We start from the raw sequence: 21,527 nt of genomic DNA, 5'->3' as shown, positions 1-21,527 counted from the left end.
GGAAGCTTGAGGCCTCGGTTACGCGGCTAGAGCCGCCTCGCTCCAGCTCCGCACCTCCGCGTCGATGGCGAGCGCCTCCTCGACATCGGCGGGTGCTGCGGGCAAGCGCGCCGCGAAATGCTCGCAGGCCTGCTCCACCAGCGCGGCGATGGCGTAGAAGCCGATCCTTCCCGCGATGAAGGCCGCGACCGCGATCTCGTTGGCGGCGTTCATCACCGTCGGCTGCGCACCGCCGGCGGCGAGCGCGGCCTTGGCGATGCGCAGGCAGGGGAAGCGCTCCTCGTCCGGCCGCTCGAAGGTGAGGCTGCCGGTCGCCGCGAGGTCGAGGGGTTTGCCGCGGGCGATCGTCAGGCGCTCGCCCAGGCCCAGGCAATGGGCGATCGGAACCCGCATGTCGGGGACGTAGAGGCCGGCCGTCACCGCGCCGTCGCGCCAGGTGACCAGAGCGTGGACGATCGATTGCGGGTGCACGACGGCGTCGAGGCGCTCGGCCTCGATGCCGAACAGGTGGTGCGCCTCGATCAGCTCCAGCCCCTTGTTCATCAGGGTGGCCGAGTCGATGTTGATCTTCATGCCCATCGACCAGGTCGGGTGGGCGGCGGCCTCCGCGGCGGTGGCGGCGGCGATGCGTTCCCGGGTCGCGCTCCGGAACGGCCCGCCCGAGGCGGTGATGGTCATCCGGGTGATGTCGTCGATCCGGCCGGTGCCGATCGACTGTTCGAGCGCGTTGTGCTCGGAATCCATCGGCAGAATGCGGGCGCCGTACTTCTTTGCATCGCGCATGAAGGCGTCGCCGGCGCAGACCAGGCTCTCCTTGTTGGCGAGCGCCACGGTGCGGCCCTGACGAATCGCCGCGCAGGTCGGTGCCAGCCCCGCCGCCCCGCTCACCGCCGCCACCACGAGGTCCGCCTCCCGGGTCGCGGCCTCCATCACCGCCGAGGGGCCAGCGCCGCAGGCGATGCCGGATCCGGCGAGAGCGTCGCGCAGGGCCGGGCCGGCGTCGGGGTCGGCGATGGCGGCGAATTCGGCGTTCAGCTCGCGGGCGACGCGGGCCAGAGCCGCCGCGTCGCGGCCGCCCGCCACGGCACCGACCCGGAATCGGTCGCGGTGCTGGTCGAGCAGGTCGGCGGTGGAGCGCCCGATCGAGCCGGTCGCGCCCAGGACGGAGACGGTGAGGGTCATGACTATCCCGCGAGAGTGAGGCCGACGAGCAGGAGGCCGGCGAGGAGGGCCACGGCGAAGAAGCCGTCGAGGCGGTCCATCACGCCGCCATGGCCCGGGATCAGGCGGCCGGAATCCTTGGCGCCATAGGCGCGCTTGAGCGCCGATTCGGCGAGGTCGCCACCCTGGCTCATCACCGAGGCGAGAGCCGAGAGCGCGCAAGCGAGCGGCAGCGACAGGGCCTCTGTGGCACCGAGATGGCGTGCGCCGGCGGCCACCGCGCCGCCGACGATGATCGCGCCGAGAAGACCGCCGCAGAAGCCCGACCAGGTCTTCTTCGGGCTCACTGCCGGCCACAGCTTCGGCCCGCCGAGGGACCGGCCGGTGAAGTAGGCGGCGATGTCGGTGGTCCAGACCACGCCGAACAGCCAGAGCGGGCCGGCGAGTCCGATGCGGGGATCGTCGCGCAGGAGCACCGGCACCAGGGCGACCACGAGGGCGCAGGCGAGGCTCGAGGGAGCCCAGATCCGCCCCGCGGCCGGCCGGGCGAGGAACGCCAGCAGGGCGAGGCCGGCGACGACGGCGCCGACGAGCCAGGACAGGGGGGCGGCGAGCCGCGCCCCCGCCACCACGCCGAGGAGGACGAGGCCCGCGATGGCCAGCAGCGGCCGATGCGGGCTCGTGCGGGTGATAGCGAGCCACTCCCCCACGACGGCAAGGCCGGCGAGGAACCAGATCACCGCGAAGATCCAGCCGCCGTTCAGCGTCGCGCCGAGGACCAGGAGGCCGAGCACGATGCCCGAGACCGTGCGGGCGCCGAGCTCCGTCGCGGGCCAGGCCGGACGGCCCGCCCCGGGTATTTTCGTGCCGTTGCCCGCCATCACCCCGCCCGGGCGCTGAGGCCGCCGAAGCGGCGGTCGCGGCTCTGGAACTCGCCGATCGCCGCGAGGAAGGTGGCGTGGTCGAAGTCCGGCCAGAAATCCGGCACGAACACGAACTCGGAATAGGCGGTCTGCCAAGTCAGGAAGTTCGACACCCGCTGCTCGCCGGAGGTGCGGATGACGAGGTCGGGATCGGGGATGCCATCGGTGTCGAGCGCGGCCGTCATCGCGGCGGCGTCGATCACCTCCGGCGCAAGGCGCCCTTCGGCGACGGCCCGGGCGAGGCTTCGCACGGCGCGCAGGATCTCCTGGCGCCCACCATAGTTGAACGCCACGACCAGGGTCAGCCTGGTGTTGCGGGCAGTGCGCTCCTCGGCCTCGCGCAGGAGGCCGGCGATGTCGCCCGGCAGGCCGTCGCGCTCGCCGATGATCCGCACCCGGACGCCGTTGGCGTGCAGGTCGGCGAGGTCGCGGCGCACGAACAGCTTGAGCAGACCCATCAGGTCCGCCACCTCGGCGGCGGGCCTGCGCCAGTTCTCGGAGGAGAAGCTGTAGATGGTGAGGTAGGGGATCCGCAGGTCGATCGCCGAGCGCACGGCACGGCGCACCGCCTCGACCCCGCGGCGATGGCCCTCGACGCGAGGCAGCCCGCGGCGGGCGGCCCAGCGGCCGTTGCCGTCCATGATGATGGCGACGTGGTTCGGCATCGTCCCGCCGGGGGAGGACCCGCCCGTCGGGCTTGGGCAGGCCGCCGAGTGGCCCTGGTCTTGGCCCTGGTCCTGGCCCCGATCCTGGCCTGCCTCCAGCAGGGTCACCGTCTCGCTGTCGCCTGCCATGCTGGCCCCGACCCCGGCGGAGCCGTTGCCCGACTCCGCGCTCCCCACGCGCTCTTTCCTGTCATGCCGGTCCGATCGTCAGACCTGCATGATCTCCTTCTCCTTGGCCGCCAGGGTCTGGTCGACCTCGGCGATGTGCTGGTCGGTCGCCTTCTGCACCTGGTCGGCCTGGCGCTTCTCGTCGTCCTGGCTGATGGCGCCGTCCTTCTCGAGCTTCTTGAGGTGGTCGAGACCATCGCGGCGGACGTGGCGGACCGCGACGCGGGCCTCCTCGGCGTATTTGTGCGCGACCTTGACCATCTCCTTGCGGCGCTGCTCGTTCATCTCGGGGATGCGCAAGCGGATGGTCTGGCCCTCGGTCATCGGGTTGAGGCCGAGGTCGGATTCGCGGATCGCCTTCTCGACCGCCGCCACCATGCCGCGGTCCCACACCGAGACGCTGAGCAGCCGCGGCTCCGGCACGCTGATGGTGGCGACCTGCGCCATCGACATCGCGGCGCCGTAGGCGTCGACCTGGATCGGGTCGAGGAGCGAGGGCGTGGCCCGGCCAGTGCGCAGCGAGCCGAGATCGTGCTTCAGGGAGTTCAGCGCGCCCTGCATGCGCCGCTTGATGTCGTTGAGGTCGAAGGGGGGAGGAGAGGCCATTCCTGCGCGTCCCGAGGCGTCTGGAGGAAAACGGGAGTTAGGGCGCGCCCGTGCCGGGTCCGCCCTGATCCGGCTTCAATGAACCAAAACCCGACCTGCCGCAAATCGTCAGGAGGGGAGGCTTCATGGGTGCGACGCCGATTACGGCGCCACCAGGGTCGAGGGTGCGGCGCCGGTGAGGATCGCCGTCACGGAGCTCGGGGCGTGCACGGAGCCGACGATCAGCGGCAGGCCGCCGTCGCGGGCGAGCGCGAAGGCGGCGGTGTCCATCACCTTGAGGTCGCGGGCGATCGCCTCGTCGTGGCTCAGCCGCTCGTAGCGCACCGCGTCCGGGTTCGTCTTCGGATCGGCGGAATAGACGCCGTCGACCTGGGTGGCCTTCAGCACCGCGTCGCATTTCAGCTCGGCGGCGCGCAGGACCGCGGCGGTGTCGGTGGTGAAGTACGGGTTGCCGGTGCCGCCGGCCAGCACCACGACCTGGCCCTTGTCGAGGTGGTGCAGGGCCGGCTGGCGGGCATAGGTCTCGCAGATCGTCGGCATCGACACCGCCGACATGGTGCGGGCGGTGACGCCCGCGGCGTTCAGCGCCGTCTCCAGCGCGAGCGAGTTCATCACCGTCGCCATCATGCCCAGCGAATCGCCCGTGGCGCGGTCGATCCAGCCCGCCGCCGAGACCCGGGCGCCCCTGATCACGTTGCCGCCGCCGACCACCAGCGCGATCTGGAAACCCTCGCCCACCGCCCGGGAGATGTCGTCGGCGAGCGCCGCCAGGGTCGGCGGATGCAGCCAGTAGCCGTCGGGCGCGGCCAGCGCCTCTCCGGAGAGCTTCACCAGCACGCGGCGGAAGCGGGTCGAACCTTGCTCCGGCAAAGGCTGTTCCGACGACGGATGTTCGGGCATGGGCGCTCCTCTGGCCGCCCGCGGGGCGACGGCTGTCGGCGTCGAGTGTCGTAACGGGTCGGCGGGTTCTAGCCTGTCGATCCCGGCCCGTCGAGGCGCCGCCAGGCTGGAATCGGTACACCCGAAAGGCGGGGGAGCCGGATACGAAAAAGGGGGCCCGCGCGAGCGGACCCCCTCCTCGATCGGCGCGTGAAGCGCGGCTGAAGCCGTTCAGCCCTTGGCCGCGGCCGCGACCTCGGCGGCGAAGTCCGGGGCCTCTTCCTTCTCGATGCCCTCGCCGAGGGCGTAGCGGACGAAGCCAGTGAGCTTGACCGGGCCGCCGGCCTTGCCCTCGGACTCCTTGAGCACCTGGGCGACGGTCTTCGACGAGTCGTGCACGAAGGGCTGCTCGAGGAGGGTGACCTCCTTGTAGTAGCTCTTCAGGCCGCTCTCGACGATCTTGGCCATCACGTGGTCCGGCTTGCCGGCGTTCTTCTCGCGCAGGATGTTGCTCTCGCGCTCGACCGTGGCGGCATCGACGCCCGAGGCGTCCAGCGCCACCGGGTTGGTCGCCGCGACGTGCATGGCGATCTGGCGGCCGAGCTGGCCGAGGACCGTGACGTCGCCGGGCGATTCGAGGGCGACGAGCACGCCGATCTTGCCGAGGCCTTCGGAGACCTGGCTGTGGACGTAGGAGGCGATGACGCCCTTCTCGACCGAGAGCTTGGCGACGCGGCGCAGGGTCATATTCTCGCCGATGGTGGCGATCAGCTCCTGCAGCTTGTCCTTCACGGTGGTCTCGGCGCCCGGGAAGCGGGCAGCCTCGAGGGCCTCGACGCTGGCCTCGGCGTTCAGCGCCAGCTTGGCGGCCTCGCGCACGAAGGCCTGGAAGCCGTCGTTGCGGGCGACGAAGTCGGTCTCGGAATTCACTTCGACCACCGCGGCGTGGTGGCCGGCGGACTCGACGGCGACCAGACCCTCGGCGGCGACGCGGCCGGCCTTCTTGGCGGCCTTGGCGAGGCCCTTCTTGCGCAGCCAGTCCACGGCCGCCTCGAGGTCGCCGGCGGTCTCGTTGAGGGCCGACTTGCAGTCCATCATGCCCGCGCCGGTCTTCTCGCGCAGCTCCTTGACCATCGCTGCCGTGATGTTGGCCATCGTGGGTTCCTCTCGATTGGCGCCCCGGCGCACCGCAAGGGCGCCGGTCGGCGGATAAAGGGAGCCCGGCGCCGTGACGGCGCCGGGCTTTGAGAACGTCCGGTCCGCGGGACAACGCGCCCCGCGTGAGATCCGTGCCGGCGGTTACGCCGCGGCGGCGGCCTCGACGAAGCCGCGGGCCTGGTTCACCCAGCCGTCGCGGTCGATGCGGCCGTTGAGCTTCAGGTCGCCGTCGACCTTGGCGGTATCCTCGGCCGACATCGCGGCGATCTGCCAGTAGTGGTAGATGCCGGCGTCGTTGAGCTTCTGCACCAGCTGCGGGCCGACGCCCGTGAGCTTGGTCAGGTCGTCCGGCGCGCCGCGGGGGGCGGCGAGCAGCTCGAAGGGCTCGCCGACATACGGCTCGGTGACGTCGACCGGCACCACCTCGGGCTCGTTGGCGAGGGCCGGCAGCTCCTCGGCCATCGGCTCCTCGGACTCGCCGAGGTCGATGCCCAGCGCACCCTGGCCGCGCGAGATGCCGTCGATCGCCGCGCGGGCGACGAGGTCGCAGTAGAGCGCGATGGCGCGGCCGGCATCGTCGTTGGCCGGAACCACGTAGGTGATGCCGTCCGGGTTGCAGTTGGTGTCGACGATGGCGGCCACCGGGATCTTGAGGCGGTTCGCCTCCTTGATCGCCAGCTGCTCCTTGTTGGTGTCGATCACGAACAGCAGGTCGGGCACGCCGCCCATGTCCTTGATGCCGCCGAGCGCCTTCTCGAGCTTGTCCTTCTCGCGGGACAGCATCAGGCGCTCCTTCTTGGTGAGGCCCTGGCCGCCGCCGGCGAGGATCTCGTCGACCTTGCGCAGGCGCTGGATCGAGCCCGAGATGGTCTTCCAGTTGGTCAGCGTGCCGCCGAGCCAGCGGGAGTTCACGTAATACTGGGCCGAGCGCTTGGCCGCGTCCGCGATGGTGTCGGCCGCCTGGCGCTTGGTGCCGACGAACAGCACCCGGCCGCCCTTGGCGACGGTGTCGCTCACCGCCTGCAGCGCCTGGGCCAGGGCCGGCACGGTCTGGGCGAGGTCGATGATGTGGATGTTGTTGCGGGTGCCGAAGATGTACGACTGCATCTTCGGGTTCCAGCGGTGCGCCTGGTGGCCGAAATGCGAGCCGGCCTCGAGCAGCTGGCGCATGGTGAAGTCGGGAAGGGCCATGGTCTGTGTTCTCTCCGGTTGTCACCGCCGCGGAGGAAGCGACCGGTCCGCCGAAGACCATGCCGAGGAGACATAGCCGAGAGGCGGCCGGCCACCGGAAACGCCTCATTCAGGCATGAGGCCGGCTCCGCGTGTGGGATGGGCGGGCCTTTATCCGATCGGGGGTGGGATGGCAAGGCGGGCCAGGCCGGACGGCGGGGGTGCGGATTGCGATCCGGACGACCGCGGGATAACTTCGGAACTGCGACGTCAGGCCGATCGTGTCCGCGGCGCCGACGCCCCATGATCGGCCATTGTTCGCGCAAGCGCGTCTGAGTTATTCGGTCGCCCCAGGCGCGCCAGCGCCCCGAACTCGGTTTCGGGCGCGTCCACGCGGCGGCACCAAGGTTTCTCCTGGTTCGAGGCATCGGCTTTCATGACGTATCAGTTCTGGCACGAAGCCGAGACAGCCCGTCACGACAGGGCTGCGCTCGCGGACGTGGCGCGCCGGGTCTTGTACACGAGCTTCGCGTCCGTCGACGAGATGCAGGCGGCCCGTATCGTGCAGATCGGCATCCTGGCCAGGGACGCCGGCTTGCGCGCGGAGGCCCTGGCGCTCTTAGACCGCGTGGCCTCCGCCTCTCCCAGCGACATTGCATCCCGATACGAGAAGGCCGTCCTCTTCCTGCACGAGGGCAGCCATATCGAATGCGCGCAGGTGCTGCGGCAGATCCTCGCCTACCACCCGCACGAGGACCGGACCAACCTCATGGCGGCGCGCGTTCTCCACGCGCTCGGTGCCCACGAGGAAGCATCGGCGTGCCTCGATCGGATCCTGCTCGAGGGCAGGCACGATCGCGCCGACTGGGAGCGACAGATCCGGATCCTCCATGATTTCGGACGCTACGTCTCCGCTTTTCCGAGACTGCACGCGATCGCCATGGCCGAGCGGATGGAGCGCACACCGTCCCACATCTCGGTCGAGACGCTGGCGGAGCGGATCATGGCCGCGCTCGGCAGCCGGACGGGATTCAGTCTCGTCCGCGCGGGCGACGGCGAGGGCGCCTTCGCGTTCCTCGGCAATTCCGATGAAGCCGAGTTCGCCCACCTCTACGAGCAGAACCGGCACGATCGGGCCCGGGTCTGGTTCGCCGACACGATCGATGCGACGAAGCACCCCTTTCTCGGCGAAGCATTCCGCATCACGGACGTCATCCGCGATGCCGACGTGGCCGGCATGCCCTATCCGAACTGGATCCGCCACGAATACACGATCCTGAGCGTCACCGGCATTTCGTCGCTGACCAACCTGCTGCGGATCGACAGGCGCCCCGACACGGCCACCTGCACGCAGATGATCCACGTCGAGCTGCACAACACGAAGCTGCTCTATCAGATCATGCGGTCGCAGCGGGAGATCGGGTTGATCTCGTGCCATCCGGGGTTGCCGGAGCAACTGAGGTCCGTTTTCAGTTACGAGCACGTGGACTACCATCACGTGCCCGGCGAGAAGGGACACAGCCATCTCCTCAGCCAGGAGGCTGTCGCGGGAAGCCACTGGCCCGAGCGCTACCCGCAGATCATGGAGGCGCTCTCCCGCCCTCTCAACGGACGGCTCTACATCGTCGCAGCCGGGCTCCTCGGGAAATTCTACTGCGACCGCATCAAGAAGTCAGGCGGCGTCGCCCTCGATGTCGGGTCGATCGCGGACGGGTGGATGGGATCACGGACACGGCCTGGGCTGGAGCAGCTGAGCATCGGCTAGGGTCCAGACAGCTTCCCTCCTACAGGTACGGGCGAAGCCGTCGATTGATGGCGCAGATGGTCAGTAAAGGGTTGATTGAGATGGATGCGGATCAATATTACATCGTAACGTATTTTGGTAGTTTTATCGGTTTCGACGTCAGCACGAAGCAACTTAAGCAATTTCGCTACACGGGAGCCGAGAGCCTCCTGGAGAACAACGCAGCAACACTCTATGGAGCGAAGTTCCCGGCTATATACGGTCGTGGCGGCCATCGTGTTGACGGATCGAAGATACTTGATGTCGAGCTTGTTGGCGATCCGGCGGATGGTGTGGTCGGCTTGAGGTCCTCGAGGGGGTTTCTGGGCGCGGCGGCCGAGAATGACATCTTCGACGATAAGCAGGAACTTGGTTCTTGGGAAAAATTCAGGCTTGTCAGTCGGCGTGAACTCGACGATTTGCACGTCATCGCGACTTGCAAATGGATCTCAAAGCCGTCCGGAGACTATTACGAGGATTGCCGACTGTCGTTCGGTAGGGAGTTTGTTGTCAATCTGGGAAATTTGTCGCTCTCATTTGACAAGCCGTTTCGCGTATTTCGAGATCCGGCCAATCCAGATGGAATGCCGCGCGAATTCATCGCATTCTATGACGACTGGAAAATCGGTCGATTTATCCGATACAACCCGCTCGTTTATCTGGTCGCCTACGGCGCCGAGCGGATATTCAAGATGCTTCAAATCTCCCTAAACTCTCTCGCCGAGTTTGGCAAATATGGCGGCGATATTGCCGTGATTACCGACAAAACCAAGGAAGAAGTTGCGCCGTACATACCTCGTGCATTTGATGGTCGTTGGTACGTCGTGCATGAGCCCGCGCACGATTTCGTAGGATTCTGCAAGGCGCGCTATCAAATATCGCGATGGGAGTATGCGTCATCGTACCAGCCGATCCTCTACACCGACACCGACGTCATCTTCGATAGCCCGACAGACCCGATCTTGGCCAAGTTGCTTCTCGCCGGCAAATTCGCCGCCCAAAGGGAAGGAACACGTCCGCTCGCAACGAGTGACTCGGTCGGCGCATCTCTGCTGTCTGAGGACAAGTGCGTTGTCGGCGACCGGAAGGGGTTCAACTCGGGGATCATCTGCATTCCAAATGCCAGTGATTTTAACGAGGCGATGCTTGCCATCTCGGAATGCATTGATAGATATGCACGCGCCAGAGGACGTCAGTCGCTCGGCTGGTTCGATCAAGCAATCGCGAATTACGTGACGTTCAAGCTGTGCGAGGTCGATGTGGATATTCTCGATCTGCACACGCGATGGGGGGGACGTGACGCCCTGCATGGCGGGGTCTATCCGCGTGGCTTCGTGCATCTCTGGGGCGGGAAAGACAAGGTATCTCAGATGCAGGAGCTGACCGAGTCGCTGAAGGGGGCGAGCCGCCAGGGCGTTGCGGGGTGGACCTACTTCTGAGCCGGATCGGTTCCCGTCCGCCACTGTGCAGGGCGGCCGAAATGCAAAAGGACAGTCTACGCTGATCTTGATGCGCTCCGGCTGCCTGAGAAATTCGGTCCGCGTGCGTTAAGCCAGTGGTGCTCTTGGCCGCTGGCCGTGATGGTTATTGATCGGCTGAATTGACAGAATGGCAATTTGCCAGACTGCGCCTATACGGCGCGGTCGTCCTGGTGAGGATTGCTCTTCTTAATATAAAACGTCATATGAGCGGAAAACATGAGGCGCAACAGGTTGGTTTCCTGAGCTGATAGTCATATCCGAGTCGAGAAATCTCTGAACAAGCCATCAATATTGTTATCCATTCTTTCCGAGCAGGGCTGATGGCCTTCGCGGCTTGCGCCCTTGGCAGCTAGATCTGACCCAAGCAGGCGGCAGTGTTCAGGATCGGCGAGAGGCCGCCGATCTCGTCCTGGATGTGCTTCCAAGTTCAGCACTTCTCGCGCTCAGTGTCATGGAACTGCTACCTGAGTTCTTCGTGCTTCATGAGTTCCCTCGCTGGGAAGGAGCCTGGGCCGCGACGTCGGCCCGTCGGGGACCCGGTCACGTTCGACAAGAGGCGCGTCGGCGGAGAGCGCCGGGCGGTCGTGCTTGAGCGGCCTTCAGCGCCGCCGTTCGCACAGCGTCTTCACGTAGGTCCCGGCCTCGGTGCCGCGGCCCGAGCCGGCGGCGATGGCGGGGCCGAGCAGCATGCATTCCTGCGGCGAGTGGGCCGGATGGGTGATCACGTCCTGGGCGGTGTCGCGGGTGCAATCCTTCGCCGCCAGGGAGGAGGCGCAGATCAGCGTGACGACGAGGATAGAGGGCAAGGCGACCTCCCAGTAGCGGGAGGCGGTGACATAATGCCGGAATCGCGGGCGCCCACTCTCCGAACGGCGATATCATGCCTCAGTGGGCGATGCTCGCCAGCTCGGCCAGCCGCGTGACGAGGCGGCGCGCCACCTCGTCTTTGGCGAGGGTCGGCCAAGTCTCGAGGCTGCCGTCGCGGCCGATCAGTTGCACCGTATTGCGGTCGCCCCCCATCACGCCGGTGGCCGTCGAGACGTCGTTGGCGACGATGAGGTCGCAGCCTTTGCGGGCGATCTTGGCCCGGGCATGGGCGATCACGTCGGTGGTCTCGGCGGCGAAGCCCACCACCAGGGGCGGGCGCCCCTCGCTCCGGTGCGCGATCGTCGCCAGGATATCGGGATTCTCGGTGAGCCGGAGGGGAGGGGGCCCGTCCGGTCCCTTCTTTATCTTCTCGTCGCCGAGGGTGGCCGGGCGCCAGTCGGCGACGGCGGCGGCGAAGACCGCGATGTCGGCGGGAAGCGCCGCCTCCACCGCCGCCAGCATCTCGCGGGCGGTCTCGACCCGCACGACCGTGACGCCGGGGGGATCGGCCAAGACCACGGGACCCGAGATCAGGGTCACCCGGGCACCGGCCGCGGCGGCTGCCGCCGCGATGGCGTGACCCTGCTTGCCGGAGGAGCGGTTGGCGAGGTAGCGCACCGGATCGATCGGCTCGTGGGTCGGCCCGGAGGTGACGAGGAGGTGGCGGCCCGAGAGGGGTCTCGCCCCTTGCGGCGTCTCGCCTTCAGGCCGCCCCGCCAGCAGGGTTTCCACGGCGTCGGCGATCTCGTCGGGCTCGGCCATCCGGCCGGGACCGGACTCGGCCTCGGCCATCCGGCCCACATTCGGGCCCACCACCGCAACGCCGTCGCCCTTCAGCAGGGCGAGGTTGCGCTGCGTCGCCGGATGCAGCCACATCCGCACGTTCATCGCCGGGGCGATCAGGATCGGCAGGGTGGTGGCGAGCAGCACCGTCGAGGCGAGGTCCGGCGCGTGGCCGCCGGCCATGCGGGCGAGCGTGTTGGCGGTGGCCGGCGCCACCACCACGGCGTCGGCGTCCCGGGCAAGCTTGATGTGGCCGATATCGGCCTCGTCCGCCCGGTCGAATAGGTCGGTATGGGCGCGCTGGCCGCTGAGCGAAGCGGCGGCGAGGGGGGTGACGAATTCCTGCGCGCCTTTCGTCAGCACGCAGCGCACCGAGGCACCGCGCTCGCGCAGCCGCCGGATCAGGTCCAGCGACTTGTAGGCCGCGATGCCGCCCCCGATGACGAGGAGGATCCGTCTGCCGTCGAGCGCGCCCATCCGCCGCTACACCGTGATCGTTCTAGACAGTGACTTGGGTGCCGACCTCGACCACGCGCCCGGTCGGGATCTGGAAGAAGTCCGTCGCGTCGTTGGCGTTGCGGGCGAGCGTGATGAACACCCGGTCCTGCCACAGCGGCATGCCGGACTGCGCCGCCGGGCGGATCGAGCGCCGCGACAGGAAGAACGACGTCGCCATGATGTCGAACTTGAAGCCCTGCTTGCGCAGAAGCGCCAGGCCCCTCGGGATGTTCGGCGACTCCATGTACCCGAACTTCATCACGACCTTCCAGAAATGCGGGCCCATCGGCTCGATCCGGACCCGGTCGGAATCGTTGAGGCGCGGCAGGTCGATGGTCTTGACGGTGAGCACGACGTTCTTCTCGTGCAGCACCTTGTTGTGCTTCAGGTTGTGCAGCAGGGCCGCCGGCGCCGTCTCGGGATCGCTGGTGAGGAACACCGCGGTGCCGCGGACGTGGTGCGGCGGGCTCTTCTCCAGCATGGCGACCAGTTCGGTCAGCGGCACGTCGGTCTTGCGGGTCTTGTTGAACAGGATCGTCACGCCGCGCACCCACGTCCACATCAGCAGCACCAGGGCGCCGGCGAGCAGCAGGGGCATGTAGCCGCCCTCGAACACCTTGAGCAGGTTCGAGGCCAGGAACAGCAGCTCGACGGCGATGAAGGGCACCATCACGGCGCCGGCGGCGAGTGGCGACCACTTCCACACCCGCCACAGCACCAGGAAGGCGAGGCCGGCGGTGATCAGCATCGTGCCGGTGACGGCGATGCCGTAGGCCGAGGCGAGCGCGGAGGACGAGCGGAACAGCACCACCAGGATCACCACGCCGAGCATCAGCAGGGTGTTGATCTGCGGCAGGTAGATCTGGCCCGAATGCGATTCCGAGGTGTGACGGATCTCGAGCCGCGGCAGCAGGCCGAGCTGCACCGCCTGCCGCGAGAGCGAGAAGGCGCCGGTGATGACCGCCTGGCTGGCGATGACGGTGGCGGCGGTGGCGAGCAGCACCATCGGCAGCAGGCCCCATTCGGGGACGAGCTGGTAGAACGGGTCCGTCGTGTCGGGGCTGGCCAGCACCAGGGCGGCCTGGCCGAGATAGTTGACGGCGAGGGCCGGGCCGACGAGGGCGATCCAGGCGGTCTGGATCGGCCGGCGGCCGAAATGGCCGAGATCGGCGAACAGGGCCTCGGCCCCGGTCACCGCCAGGAACACGGCGCCGAGAGCCACCAGCGCGCCGGTGCCGTGGCCGAGCAGGTAATGCACGGCGTGCCAGGGGTTGAGCGCCCACAGGACCTGCGGGGTGCGGGCGATGTGCGGCAGGGCCGCGAGCATCAGCACCGAGAACCACACCAGCATGATCGGGCCGAAGAACGTCGCCATCCGGGCGGTGCCCCGGCTCTGGACTAGGAACAGCGGCAGGATGATCGCGATCGTGATCGGGAGGACGTAGTGCTCAAAGGCCGGGGTGACGAGCTTCAGGCCCTCCACCGCCGACAGGACCGAGATCGCCGGGGTGATGATCGCGTCGCCGTAGAACAGGGCGGCGCCGAACAGGCCCAGCATGAACACGATGTGCGACCCGCCCAGCGCCTTGCGGGCGAGCGCCATCAGCGAGAGGATGCCGCCCTCGCCCTTGTTGTCCATCTGCAGCAGCAGGATGACGTACTTGATGGTGACGATGAGCACGAGCGCCCAGAGCAGCAGCGAGACGGTGCCGAGCACCTCCTCGCCGGTAAGCACGCCGTCGGCCCGGCCCGGCCCCAGGGCTTCGCGGAACGCGTAGAGCGGGCTCGTGCCGATATCGCCGTAGACGACGCCGACGGAGCCGAGGAACAGGGTCCAGAAGCTCGCCTTGGCGTGGCCGTGACCCTCGGCCTCGTCGACGCTGCCCGCCTTGGTGGGTGGGCCGCCGCTCGGCGGGGTGAGGGAGTCGGGCGGCGCGACGGGTCCGCCCGTGGGTGCGGCTGACTGTGTCATGTCTGATCGGGGATGCGCCCGCGGGCGGCCGGGATTGCCGCCAAGCGCGCTGATGGGCCGGGTGGCGGGCTCGAATCCTTCTCGGACCGGCGCGTCCGCCGGGCCTGATTGTGGCAGGATTGTAGCACGGGCCCGGAGGGGCGCAAGGCGGCGCGCGCCTGCCCCTCCGTCAGCCGGCCCTCAATCCTCTCTCGCGCGTCACTCGGCGGCGCTACGCCGCCCTTGGCCGAAGCGGCGCTCGATGTAGTCGATCACGATGCCCTCGAAGTCCTTGGCGAGCGTCGGGCCGCGCAGGGTCATCGCCTTCTTGCCGTCGATGAAGACCGGAGCCGTCGGGGTCTCGCCGGTACCGGGGAGCGAGATGCCGATATCGGCGTGCTTCGACTCGCCCGGGCCGTTGACGATGCAGCCCATCACGGCGACGTTCAGCCCCTCGACCCCCGGATAGGTCTTGCGCCATTCCGGCATCGAGGTGGTGATCCAGTTCTGGATGTCGCGGGCGAGCTCCTGGAACACCGTCGAGGTGGTGCGGCCGCAGCCCGGGCAGGCGGCGACCAGCGGCACGAAGGTGCGGAAGCCCATCGTCTGGAGGAGTTCCTGCGCCACCTTCACCTCGACGGTGCGGTCGCCGCCCGGCTCCGGGGTCAGGGAGTAGCGGATGGTGTCGCCGATGCCCTCCTGGAGCAGCACGCCGATCGCTGCGGAGGCCGCCACGATGCCCTTCGTGCCCATACCGGCCTCGGTGAGGCCGAGATGGATGGCGTAGTCCGAGCGGCGCGCCACCTCGCGGTAGACCGCGATCAGGTCCTGCACCGCCGAGACCTTGGCCGAGAGCACGATCCGGTCCTTGGGCAGGCCGATCTCCACCGCCCGGTCGGCGGAGAGGAGGGCGGACTGCACCATCGCCTCGCGCATCACCGCGCGGGCGTCGCGGGGCTTCGCCGAGCGGGCGTTCTCGTCCATCATGTGGGTGAGGAGCGCCTCGTCGAGGGAGCCCCAGTTGGCGCCGATGCGCACCGCCTTGCCGTAGCGGGCCGCTTGCTCGACGATGGTGCCGAACTGCAGGTCCTTCTTCTCCTTGAAGCCGACGTTGCCCGGGTTGATCCGGTACTTCGCCAGCGCCTCGGCGCAGGCCGGATGGTCGGTCAGGAGCTTGTGGCCGATATAGTGGAAGTCGCCGACGAGGGGCACGTTGACCCCGATGCGATCCAGCCGCTCGCGGATCTTCGGCACGCCGACCGCCGCCTCGTCGCGGTCGACGGTGATGCGCACGACCTCGGAGCCGGCGCGGGCGAGCGCCGCGACCTGCGCCACCGTGGCATCGACGTCGGCGGTGTCGGTGTTGGTCATCGACTGCACGACGATCGGGGCACCGCCGCCCATCACAACCGCGCCCTCGCCCTCGCCGATCCGGACGCCGACGGTGCGGTGCCGGGGGCTCGGGCCGGCGATCTCGGGAGCGGCGTCCGCCGGGGCGGTCGCGGCGAGGGCTTCCATGGCTTCCATCGGATACCTTCGGGGGTCGTTCGCTAGAGTCTCGGGGTCGCTTCAGTCGCGGCGTGACAACCGTCTAGAGCATTTCCGGGCGCGGTGGAAATCGCTTCGTTCCGCGAGCAAGCCGCGGCTCGCCGAAACGCCGAGCGCGATCAACGGCCTGGAGTCGACGGCGGGACTTGGCGATCCCGGAATGCTGCAGGGAATGCGGCGACATCCTTGCCAAACCCCTTCCCGGGGGTGGCGCCCCTCGGTGTCCGCCGCGCCGGGAATGCTTGCGAGGCATCCCCGGCACGGAACATCGTCTGAGGTGATCGTGCCGATGCCACGCGTCAAGCGCATGACGCCGCGCCACCCGGCGCGACGTTGCGGCGCACCATTTGCTTTTGCAATGCAGCACCCCACATCCCAGGCATGACGGACACGACCTTACCCCAGCAAGCGGAGTCCCGCGGGGCGAATGTCTCCGACGCGGCTCACGAGACCTCCGGTCACGCGGCCGTCGACCCGCTTCAGGCTGCCTCCGGCCCTCTCGGCCGCGGCCTCGTCGGTCCCAGGGCCGAGAAGGCGATCGCCCTGGCGCTCCAGGGCGGCGGCGCCCACGGCGCCTTCACCTGGGGCGTGCTCGACGCCTTGATCGAGGACGGCCGCCTCGCCTTCGAGGCGATCACCGGGGCGAGTGCCGGCGCCATGAACGCCGTCGTGATGGTCGATGGCTGGCTGCGCGGCGGCCCCGAGGGCGCCCGCGAGCGCCTGGAGACGTTCTGGCGCGAGATCAGCCTCGACGCCGATCTGTCGCACGCGCAACAGAGCTTCGTCGACGGGGTGATGAGCTTCTGGAAGAAGACCCCGGTCGGGGCGTTCTGGAACGCCGTCGCCAGCCCGTACACGACCAACCCGCTCAACATCAATCCGCTGAAGCGCGCCCTCGTCGACACGGTCGATTTCGAGGCCGTGCGCCGGGACGGCCCGGCCGACCTGTTCATCTCGGCCACCAATGTCTGGACCGGCAAGATGGCGGTGTTCGAGCGGCCGGACCTCACGGTCGACCACCTGATGGCCTCGGCCTGCCTGCCGACGGTCTTTCAGGCGGTGGAGATCGACGGCGTGCCGCACTGGGACGGCGGCTATCTCGGCAACCCGCCGCTCTATCCACTCTATCACGGCGCCCGGTCGCGCGACATCCTGCTCGTCCAGATCAACCCGGTCGAGCGCCGCGAGACGCCGCGCAGCCCGACCGAGATCCGCGACCGCCTCAACGAGATCACCTTCAACGCCAACCTCCTGCGCGAATTGCGGGCGATCGATTTCGTCGACGACCTGATCACCGACGGCGTGCTCGGGCGCAGCAACGCCTACAAGCAGGTGCTCCTTCACCGCATCGACGGCAGCGGCTCGGCGCTCGACGACGCTTCGGCGTCCTCGCGCCTGCGGGCGCAGTGGCCGTTCTTCCTCCACCTGCGCGATGCGGGGCGCGAGGCGGCCAAGGCGTGGCTGGAGCAGAACTACGACGCGGTCGGGCGCGAGAGCACCCTCGACCTAAAGGCGATGTACACCTGAGACGCAACGCCCGAACCCTCCCCCTTTGCGGGGGAGAGTTCAGAGACGCATGCGCCATCGACCTTTCCCTCTATCGGACTTGTCCCTCTATCAGACTTGACGCCCTAAAATATTAGTGCACCAATGGATTGAAAGCACGAAGCGATCCGTGTCGAACGAGGGCCGCCAGAGCCCGCGCGCAGGAACCGGGGGAAACATGACGATCACACGTCGCAACGCGGTCGCGGGACTCGCGGCCGGGGCGGGGCTCGCTCTCTCGGGCCGGGCCTGGGCGCAGCTTCCGATGCCGAAATCGCCCGTCGTCGTCACGGTGGTCGACGTGGCGGGCAACCTTGCCCTGACCCAGAAGGCGATCGAGGCCTACCGCCGGGCGAAGCCCGGCATCGTCTCGCGCTTCGCCTTCACCAAGGCGCCGGCCCCGGAGCTGCCCTCGAAGCTCAAGGCGCAGCAGGCCGCCGGCCGGGTCGATATCGACCTCGTGCTCACCGGCACCGACGGCATCGCCGCCGGCATCGAGCAGAAGCTCTGGGTCGACCTCAAGCCCTATGCCGGCCAGCTGCCGAAGCCTGCCGGCATCTACCAGCCCGCTGCGTTGCGGCTGAATGGCTTGGCGCAGGACCAGGGCCTGTGCGTCGCCTGGTACCCGTCCGGGCCCCTGATCGAGTACATGCCCGAGCGGGTGAAGACGGTGCCGACCACCGCCGAGGAGCTTCTGGCCTGGGCGCGCCAGAACAAGGGCAAGTTCATGTATGCCCGCCCGGCCAATTCGGGGCCCGGCCGTACGTGGATCATGGGCCTGCCCTACATTCTCGGCGACAACGACCCGACCGACCCGGACAAGGGCTGGGACAAGACCTGGGAATACCTGCGGGCGATCGGCGAGACGGTCGACTACTATCCGGGCGGCACCTCGCAGACGATGAAGGAACTCGGCGAGGGCAGCCGCGACATCATCGTCTCGACCACCGGCTGGGACATCAACCCGCGGGTGCTCGGCGTCGTGCCGGCGGAGGCGAAGGTCGGCACGCTCAAGAATTTCCGCTGGGTGGCGGATGCCCATTACATGGCGGTGCCGAAGGGCGTGCCGGACGAGAAGCTCGCCGTCATCCTCGACCTGATGGCGTTCCTGCTCCAGCCGGCGCAGCAGGCCTACACCTACGACGAGGGCTACTTCTATCCCGGTCCCGCCGTGAAGGGCGTCACCCTCGACATGGCCCCGCCGGAGAGCCGCGCGGCGCTGAAGGAATTCGGCCGGCCGGAATACGACCGCATGATCGCCGAGCACCCGATCGAGATGCCGCTCGATGCCGACAAGCTGGTGGTGGCCTTCCGCCGCTGGGACGAGCAGGTCGGCTCCGGCAAGAAGCGATAACACCGAAGGCGGCCCGGAAGAGGCCTGGAGCATTTTCTGCGACGAAGCGGATGCCGGATCGTCGCAGAAAATGTCGCAAAATCAATGACTTGGAGCAGCACGCGATCGCAGCGCGATCGCGTGCTGCTCTGGCGGCAGGGGAGGAAACGGATGGCACGCCATCACGAGGCGCCGCAGGATCTGCGCTTGAGCGGACTGAGCCGCCGGTTCGGTGCGATGACCGCCCTCGACGGGCTCGACCTGACGATCCGGGGCGGCGAGTTCGTCGCTCTCCTCGGCCCGTCGGGCTGCGGCAAGTCGACGGCGCTCAACTGCATCGCCGGGCTGCTGCCGCTCACCGGCGGGTCGATCCATCTCGGCGAGCGCCGCATCGACCGGCTGAAGCCCGAGGAGCGCGGCTTCGGCATGGTGTTCCAGAGCTACGCCCTCTTCCCGCACATGAACGTGGCGAAGAATGTCGGCTTCGGCCTCGCCATGCGGGGCATCAAGGGCGCAGAGGCCGCGCGCCGGGTCGACGACGCGCTCGCGCTGGTGCGGCTGCAAACGCAGGCGGCGAAGCTCCCGGGCCAGATGTCCGGCGGCCAGCAGCAGCGCGTCGCCATCGCCCGGGCGATCGTGATCGAGCCGCCGGTGGTGCTGATGGACGAGCCGCTCTCGAACCTCGACGCCAAGCTGCGCCTCGAGATGCGGGCCGAGATCCGCCGCATCCACGACGCCATCGGGTCGACCACGATCTACGTCACCCACGACCAGGACGAGGCCCTGTCGATGGCCGACCGTGTCGTGGTGATGCGCGACGGGCGCATCCGCCAGGTCGGCACGCCGGAAGATCTCTACGAGCGACCGGCCCATCCGGACGTCGCCGATTTCATGGGCTTTCGCAATCGCCTGCGCGGTCGCGCGGTCGCGGTGAGCGGCGAGCGCGCCGAGATCGAGATTTGTGGTACCCGTCTCGCCGGCACCCTGCGGGAATCCTTGAGCCCCGGCGCTCCCGCGGTCGCGGCGATCCGGCCGGAGGACCTGACCATCGCGGCGGAAGGCCTCCCGGCCCGGGTCGCCAGCGTCGAGTATCGCGGCCGGGCCTTCTTCGGCACCGCCGTGGCGCAGGACGGCACCGAGCTGTTCTTCCGCTCCGATCGGGCGGTGTCGCAGGACGAGACCTTGCACCTCGCCGCCGCCTCGCCCCGGGTCCTGGTCTTCCCCGGGGAGGCTGCGTGAGTTCGGCCTCGCTCCCCGCGACGGCACGGGCCGAGGCACCCGCCGAGACGCCGCCGCTCTCGGTCCGCCTCGCCGCCCGCGGCCTCGACGGCACCACGCTCCTGGTGCTGCCGGCCCTCCTGGCGATCCTCGGCCTGTTCGTCTATCCCTTCGCCTACGGGCTGGTGCTGTCGCTGCAGCCGAAGGCCGGCGCCTGGTGGGCGAACTACGCCCGCTTCTTCTCCGACCCGTTCCTCTCCGACACGATCGGATCCACCTTGCGTCTGGCCGTGCCCGTCACGGTGCTCAACCTCGCGCTCGCGGTGCCGATCGCCTTGCGCGTGCGGCTGATGCGCCGCCAGCGCCTCCTCACCACGATCCTGGTCCTGCCGATCACGCTGGGCACGGTGCTGGTGGCGGAGGGCCTCCTGAACTTCCTCGGGCCGCAGGGCTGGTTCAACCGCAGCCTCGTCTGGCTCGGGGTGATCGGGAGCCCGCTCAAGCTCACCAACAACTACTGGGGCGTCTTCGCCTCGCTCCTCATCACCGGCTTCCCGTTCGCGTTCCTGCTCACGCTCTCCTCGGTCACCGGCATCGACCCCGCCCTGGAGCAGGCGGCGGCGACGCATGGGGCCAATGCCTGGCAGCGCTTCACGCGGGTGATCCTGCCCTTGATCCTGCCGGGCCTCGCCGTGACCTTCTGCCTGTCCTTCGTCCAGGCCTTCTCGGTCTTCCCGTCCGCCGTGCTGCTCGGCGCGCCCGCCGGCGCCACGCGGGTGATCTCGATCGCGGCCTACCAGGCGGCGTTCGAGGAGTACGACTACTCGCTCGCTTCGGCGGTCGCGATGATCATGGGCGCGGTCCAACTCGCCATCGTCGGCCTGCTGCTCTGGGGCCGCACGCTCCTCTATACCGGCCCGGTCGGAGGCACCAAGGGATGATCCGCGACACCGGCCTCGGCTCGCGCCTGTGGCGGATGGCGGTCTGGGCCGTCACGCTGCTGTTCTGCCTCAACCTCATGGCGATGATCGCCGCGGTGGTGCTCAACTCCTTCGCCACGCGCTGGCTCGGCACCTGGCTGCCCCTCGGCTTCACCACCCGCTGGTACGCGGCGGCCTGGGACGAGTTCCAGCTCGGCGACGTGCTGATCGTCACGATCCAGGTGGTGTTCCTGGTGGTCTTCCTGTCCGGGCTCCTCGGCGTCACGGCGGCCTACGCGCTGGCGCGGCGCGATTTTCCGGGCAAGCGGCTGGTGATGCTGGTCTTCCTGCTGCCGCTGCTGGTGCCGCCGATCACCTACGGCATCCCGCTCGCCACCGTGCTCTACCAGGCGGGCCTCGCCGGCACGCTCTGGGGCGTGGTGCTGGCCAACCTCGTGCCGAGCGTGCCCTTCGTGGTGCTGGTGATGATCCCGTTCATCGAGCAGATCGACCCGCGCATCGAGGCGGCGGCCCGCGTCTTCGGTGCCGGCACGCGCCAGCTCTTCCTGCGGGTGCTGCTGCCGCTGCTCATCCCCGGTATCCTGGCCGCCCTGCTGCTGGTGCTGGTGCGCACCATCGCGATGTTCGAGCTGACCTTCCTGGTCGCCGGGCCGACGAGCCAGACCCTCGTCGTGGCGCTCTACTACGCGGTCTTCGCCGCCGGCGTGCGGGCCGGGCAGTCGATCGACGCGATGGCGGTGGTCTACATGGCGGTGACGCTGGTCTGGCTGGTGATCGCGCTCCGCTTCGTCAACCCGACCCAGATCGTGGCACGGGCCAAGCAGCAACAGGGGGCGTAGTGAGGGGGAT

Annotated in this window: 18 protein-coding genes; 7 read left to right on the top strand and 11 right to left on the bottom strand. The window is 68.6% G+C overall.

The window, feature by feature from the left end; translation table 11 throughout:
* Nucleotides 1-18 precede the first annotated feature (18 nt).
* From dxr to MFF64_RS19080, 7 genes are all read right to left on the bottom strand, one after another.
* Nucleotides 19-1,182, bottom strand: a complete 1,164-nt coding sequence (dxr, locus tag MFF64_RS19110; protein ID WP_099904205.1) for a 1-deoxy-D-xylulose-5-phosphate reductoisomerase — start codon at nucleotides 1,180-1,182, stop codon at nucleotides 19-21.
* 2 nt (nucleotides 1,183-1,184) lie between these two features.
* Complete coding sequence (locus MFF64_RS19105) at nucleotides 1,185-2,042, bottom strand: phosphatidate cytidylyltransferase (RefSeq protein ID WP_099904207.1); 858 nt, start codon at nucleotides 2,040-2,042, stop codon at nucleotides 1,185-1,187.
* Nucleotides 2,042-2,749, bottom strand: a complete 708-nt coding sequence (locus tag MFF64_RS19100) for an isoprenyl transferase (RefSeq protein ID WP_238192033.1) — start codon at nucleotides 2,747-2,749, stop codon at nucleotides 2,042-2,044. The genes MFF64_RS19105 and MFF64_RS19100 overlap by 1 nt, the downstream gene beginning before the upstream one ends.
* A gap of 207 nt (nucleotides 2,750-2,956) precedes the next feature.
* The gene (gene frr / locus MFF64_RS19095) at nucleotides 2,957-3,523 is read right to left on the bottom strand and encodes a ribosome recycling factor (protein ID WP_099904209.1); all 567 of its coding nucleotides are present in this window, start codon (nucleotides 3,521-3,523) and stop codon (nucleotides 2,957-2,959) included.
* Between the two features lie 141 nt (nucleotides 3,524-3,664).
* Complete coding sequence (gene pyrH / locus MFF64_RS19090) at nucleotides 3,665-4,423, bottom strand: UMP kinase (RefSeq protein WP_238191976.1); 759 nt, start codon at nucleotides 4,421-4,423, stop codon at nucleotides 3,665-3,667.
* 210 nt (nucleotides 4,424-4,633) lie between these two features.
* Nucleotides 4,634-5,557, bottom strand: a complete 924-nt coding sequence (gene tsf, locus MFF64_RS19085; RefSeq protein WP_099903310.1) for a translation elongation factor Ts — start codon at nucleotides 5,555-5,557, stop codon at nucleotides 4,634-4,636.
* A gap of 144 nt (nucleotides 5,558-5,701) precedes the next feature.
* Complete coding sequence (locus MFF64_RS19080; RefSeq protein ID WP_099903308.1) at nucleotides 5,702-6,751, bottom strand: 30S ribosomal protein S2; 1,050 nt, start codon at nucleotides 6,749-6,751, stop codon at nucleotides 5,702-5,704.
* A gap of 415 nt (nucleotides 6,752-7,166) precedes the next feature.
* On the opposite strand from MFF64_RS19080, the gene MFF64_RS19075 reads away from it, so the two are divergent.
* Together MFF64_RS19075 and MFF64_RS19070 are read left to right on the top strand one after the other, a co-directional pair.
* Nucleotides 7,167-8,495, top strand: coding sequence for a tetratricopeptide repeat protein (locus tag MFF64_RS19075; RefSeq protein ID WP_238191974.1), 1,329 nt, complete (start codon nucleotides 7,167-7,169; stop codon nucleotides 8,493-8,495).
* 47 nt (nucleotides 8,496-8,542) lie between these two features.
* Complete coding sequence (locus tag MFF64_RS19070; protein ID WP_238191972.1) at nucleotides 8,543-9,952, top strand: hypothetical protein; 1,410 nt, start codon at nucleotides 8,543-8,545, stop codon at nucleotides 9,950-9,952.
* A 641-nt stretch (nucleotides 9,953-10,593) separates the two neighbouring features.
* Here MFF64_RS19070 and MFF64_RS19065 read toward each other — a convergent pair.
* From MFF64_RS19065 to ispG, 4 genes are all read right to left on the bottom strand, one after another.
* Nucleotides 10,594-10,800, bottom strand: a complete 207-nt coding sequence (locus MFF64_RS19065) for a hypothetical protein (RefSeq protein ID WP_099901909.1) — start codon at nucleotides 10,798-10,800, stop codon at nucleotides 10,594-10,596.
* A gap of 79 nt (nucleotides 10,801-10,879) precedes the next feature.
* Nucleotides 10,880-12,121 carry a bifunctional phosphopantothenoylcysteine decarboxylase/phosphopantothenate--cysteine ligase CoaBC gene (gene coaBC / locus MFF64_RS19060; RefSeq protein WP_238191970.1) on the bottom strand — a complete coding sequence of 414 codons (1,242 nt, stop codon included), beginning with the start codon at nucleotides 12,119-12,121 and terminating at the stop codon, nucleotides 10,880-10,882.
* Between the two features lie 22 nt (nucleotides 12,122-12,143).
* On the bottom strand, nucleotides 12,144-14,114 hold the full coding sequence (locus tag MFF64_RS19055; RefSeq protein WP_238191968.1) for a potassium transporter Kup: 1,971 nt from the start codon (nucleotides 14,112-14,114) through the stop codon (nucleotides 12,144-12,146).
* A 198-nt stretch (nucleotides 14,115-14,312) separates the two neighbouring features.
* Nucleotides 14,313-15,620 (bottom strand): flavodoxin-dependent (E)-4-hydroxy-3-methylbut-2-enyl-diphosphate synthase, encoded by a 1,308-nt coding sequence (ispG, locus tag MFF64_RS19050; RefSeq protein WP_099903024.1) that lies wholly within the window; start codon nucleotides 15,618-15,620, stop codon nucleotides 14,313-14,315.
* 402 nt (nucleotides 15,621-16,022) lie between these two features.
* Between ispG and MFF64_RS19045 the strand changes: the two genes are divergently transcribed.
* From MFF64_RS19045 to MFF64_RS19025, 5 genes are all read left to right on the top strand, one after another.
* The gene (locus tag MFF64_RS19045) at nucleotides 16,023-17,168 is read left to right on the top strand and encodes a patatin-like phospholipase family protein (RefSeq protein WP_238191965.1); all 1,146 of its coding nucleotides are present in this window, start codon (nucleotides 16,023-16,025) and stop codon (nucleotides 17,166-17,168) included.
* A 196-nt stretch (nucleotides 17,169-17,364) separates the two neighbouring features.
* Nucleotides 17,365-18,540 carry an ABC transporter substrate-binding protein gene (locus MFF64_RS19040; protein WP_099905175.1) on the top strand — a complete coding sequence of 392 codons (1,176 nt, stop codon included), beginning with the start codon at nucleotides 17,365-17,367 and terminating at the stop codon, nucleotides 18,538-18,540.
* A gap of 150 nt (nucleotides 18,541-18,690) precedes the next feature.
* Nucleotides 18,691-19,758, top strand: coding sequence for an ABC transporter ATP-binding protein (locus MFF64_RS19035; RefSeq protein WP_099905173.1), 1,068 nt, complete (start codon nucleotides 18,691-18,693; stop codon nucleotides 19,756-19,758).
* Nucleotides 19,755-20,678 (top strand): ABC transporter permease, encoded by a 924-nt coding sequence (locus MFF64_RS19030; protein ID WP_099905171.1) that lies wholly within the window; start codon nucleotides 19,755-19,757, stop codon nucleotides 20,676-20,678. The genes MFF64_RS19035 and MFF64_RS19030 overlap by 4 nt, the downstream gene beginning before the upstream one ends.
* Nucleotides 20,675-21,517: an ABC transporter permease gene (locus MFF64_RS19025; RefSeq protein WP_099905169.1), complete on the top strand. Its 843-nt coding sequence runs from the start codon at nucleotides 20,675-20,677 to the stop codon at nucleotides 21,515-21,517. The genes MFF64_RS19030 and MFF64_RS19025 overlap by 4 nt, the downstream gene beginning before the upstream one ends.
* Nucleotides 21,518-21,527: the final 10 nt, after the last annotated feature.

The sequence above is a fragment of the Methylobacterium frigidaeris genome (genome assembly GCF_022179185.1).
GTDB classification, from domain to species: Bacteria; Pseudomonadota; Alphaproteobacteria; order Rhizobiales; family Beijerinckiaceae; genus Methylobacterium; species Methylobacterium frigidaeris.
The sequence above is the reverse complement of the archived record's forward strand: the minus strand, read 5'-3'. Positions and strand labels throughout refer to the sequence as shown.

Excerpts from the sequence above, each read along its gene's own strand:
- MFF64_RS19105 (WP_099904207.1), bottom strand. The coding sequence starts at position 2,042 with ATGGCGGGCAACGGCACGAAAATACCCGGGGCGGGCCGTCCGGCCTGG.
- dxr (WP_099904205.1), bottom strand. The coding sequence starts at position 1,182 with ATGACCCTCACCGTCTCCGTCCTGGGCGCGACCGGCTCGATCGGGCGC.
- MFF64_RS19035 (WP_099905173.1), top strand. The coding sequence starts at position 18,691 with ATGGCACGCCATCACGAGGCGCCGCAGGATCTGCGCTTGAGCGGACTG.
- MFF64_RS19040 (WP_099905175.1), top strand. The coding sequence starts at position 17,365 with ATGACGATCACACGTCGCAACGCGGTCGCGGGACTCGCGGCCGGGGCG.
- MFF64_RS19055 (WP_238191968.1), bottom strand. The coding sequence starts at position 14,114 with ATGACACAGTCAGCCGCACCCACGGGCGGACCCGTCGCGCCGCCCGAC.
- coaBC (WP_238191970.1), bottom strand. The coding sequence starts at position 12,121 with ATGGGCGCGCTCGACGGCAGACGGATCCTCCTCGTCATCGGGGGCGGC.
- MFF64_RS19075 (WP_238191974.1), top strand. The coding sequence starts at position 7,167 with ATGACGTATCAGTTCTGGCACGAAGCCGAGACAGCCCGTCACGACAGG.
- frr (WP_099904209.1), bottom strand. The coding sequence starts at position 3,523 with ATGGCCTCTCCTCCCCCCTTCGACCTCAACGACATCAAGCGGCGCATG.
- MFF64_RS19025 (WP_099905169.1), top strand. The coding sequence starts at position 20,675 with ATGATCCGCGACACCGGCCTCGGCTCGCGCCTGTGGCGGATGGCGGTC.
- tsf (WP_099903310.1), bottom strand. The coding sequence starts at position 5,557 with ATGGCCAACATCACGGCAGCGATGGTCAAGGAGCTGCGCGAGAAGACC.
- MFF64_RS19070 (WP_238191972.1), top strand. The coding sequence starts at position 8,543 with ATGGCGCAGATGGTCAGTAAAGGGTTGATTGAGATGGATGCGGATCAA.
- pyrH (WP_238191976.1), bottom strand. The coding sequence starts at position 4,423 with ATGCCCGAACATCCGTCGTCGGAACAGCCTTTGCCGGAGCAAGGTTCG.
- MFF64_RS19100 (WP_238192033.1), bottom strand. The coding sequence starts at position 2,749 with ATGCCGAACCACGTCGCCATCATCATGGACGGCAACGGCCGCTGGGCC.
- ispG (WP_099903024.1), bottom strand. The coding sequence starts at position 15,620 with ATGGAAGCCATGGAAGCCCTCGCCGCGACCGCCCCGGCGGACGCCGCT.
- MFF64_RS19045 (WP_238191965.1), top strand. The coding sequence starts at position 16,023 with ATGACGGACACGACCTTACCCCAGCAAGCGGAGTCCCGCGGGGCGAAT.
- MFF64_RS19080 (WP_099903308.1), bottom strand. The coding sequence starts at position 6,751 with ATGGCCCTTCCCGACTTCACCATGCGCCAGCTGCTCGAGGCCGGCTCG.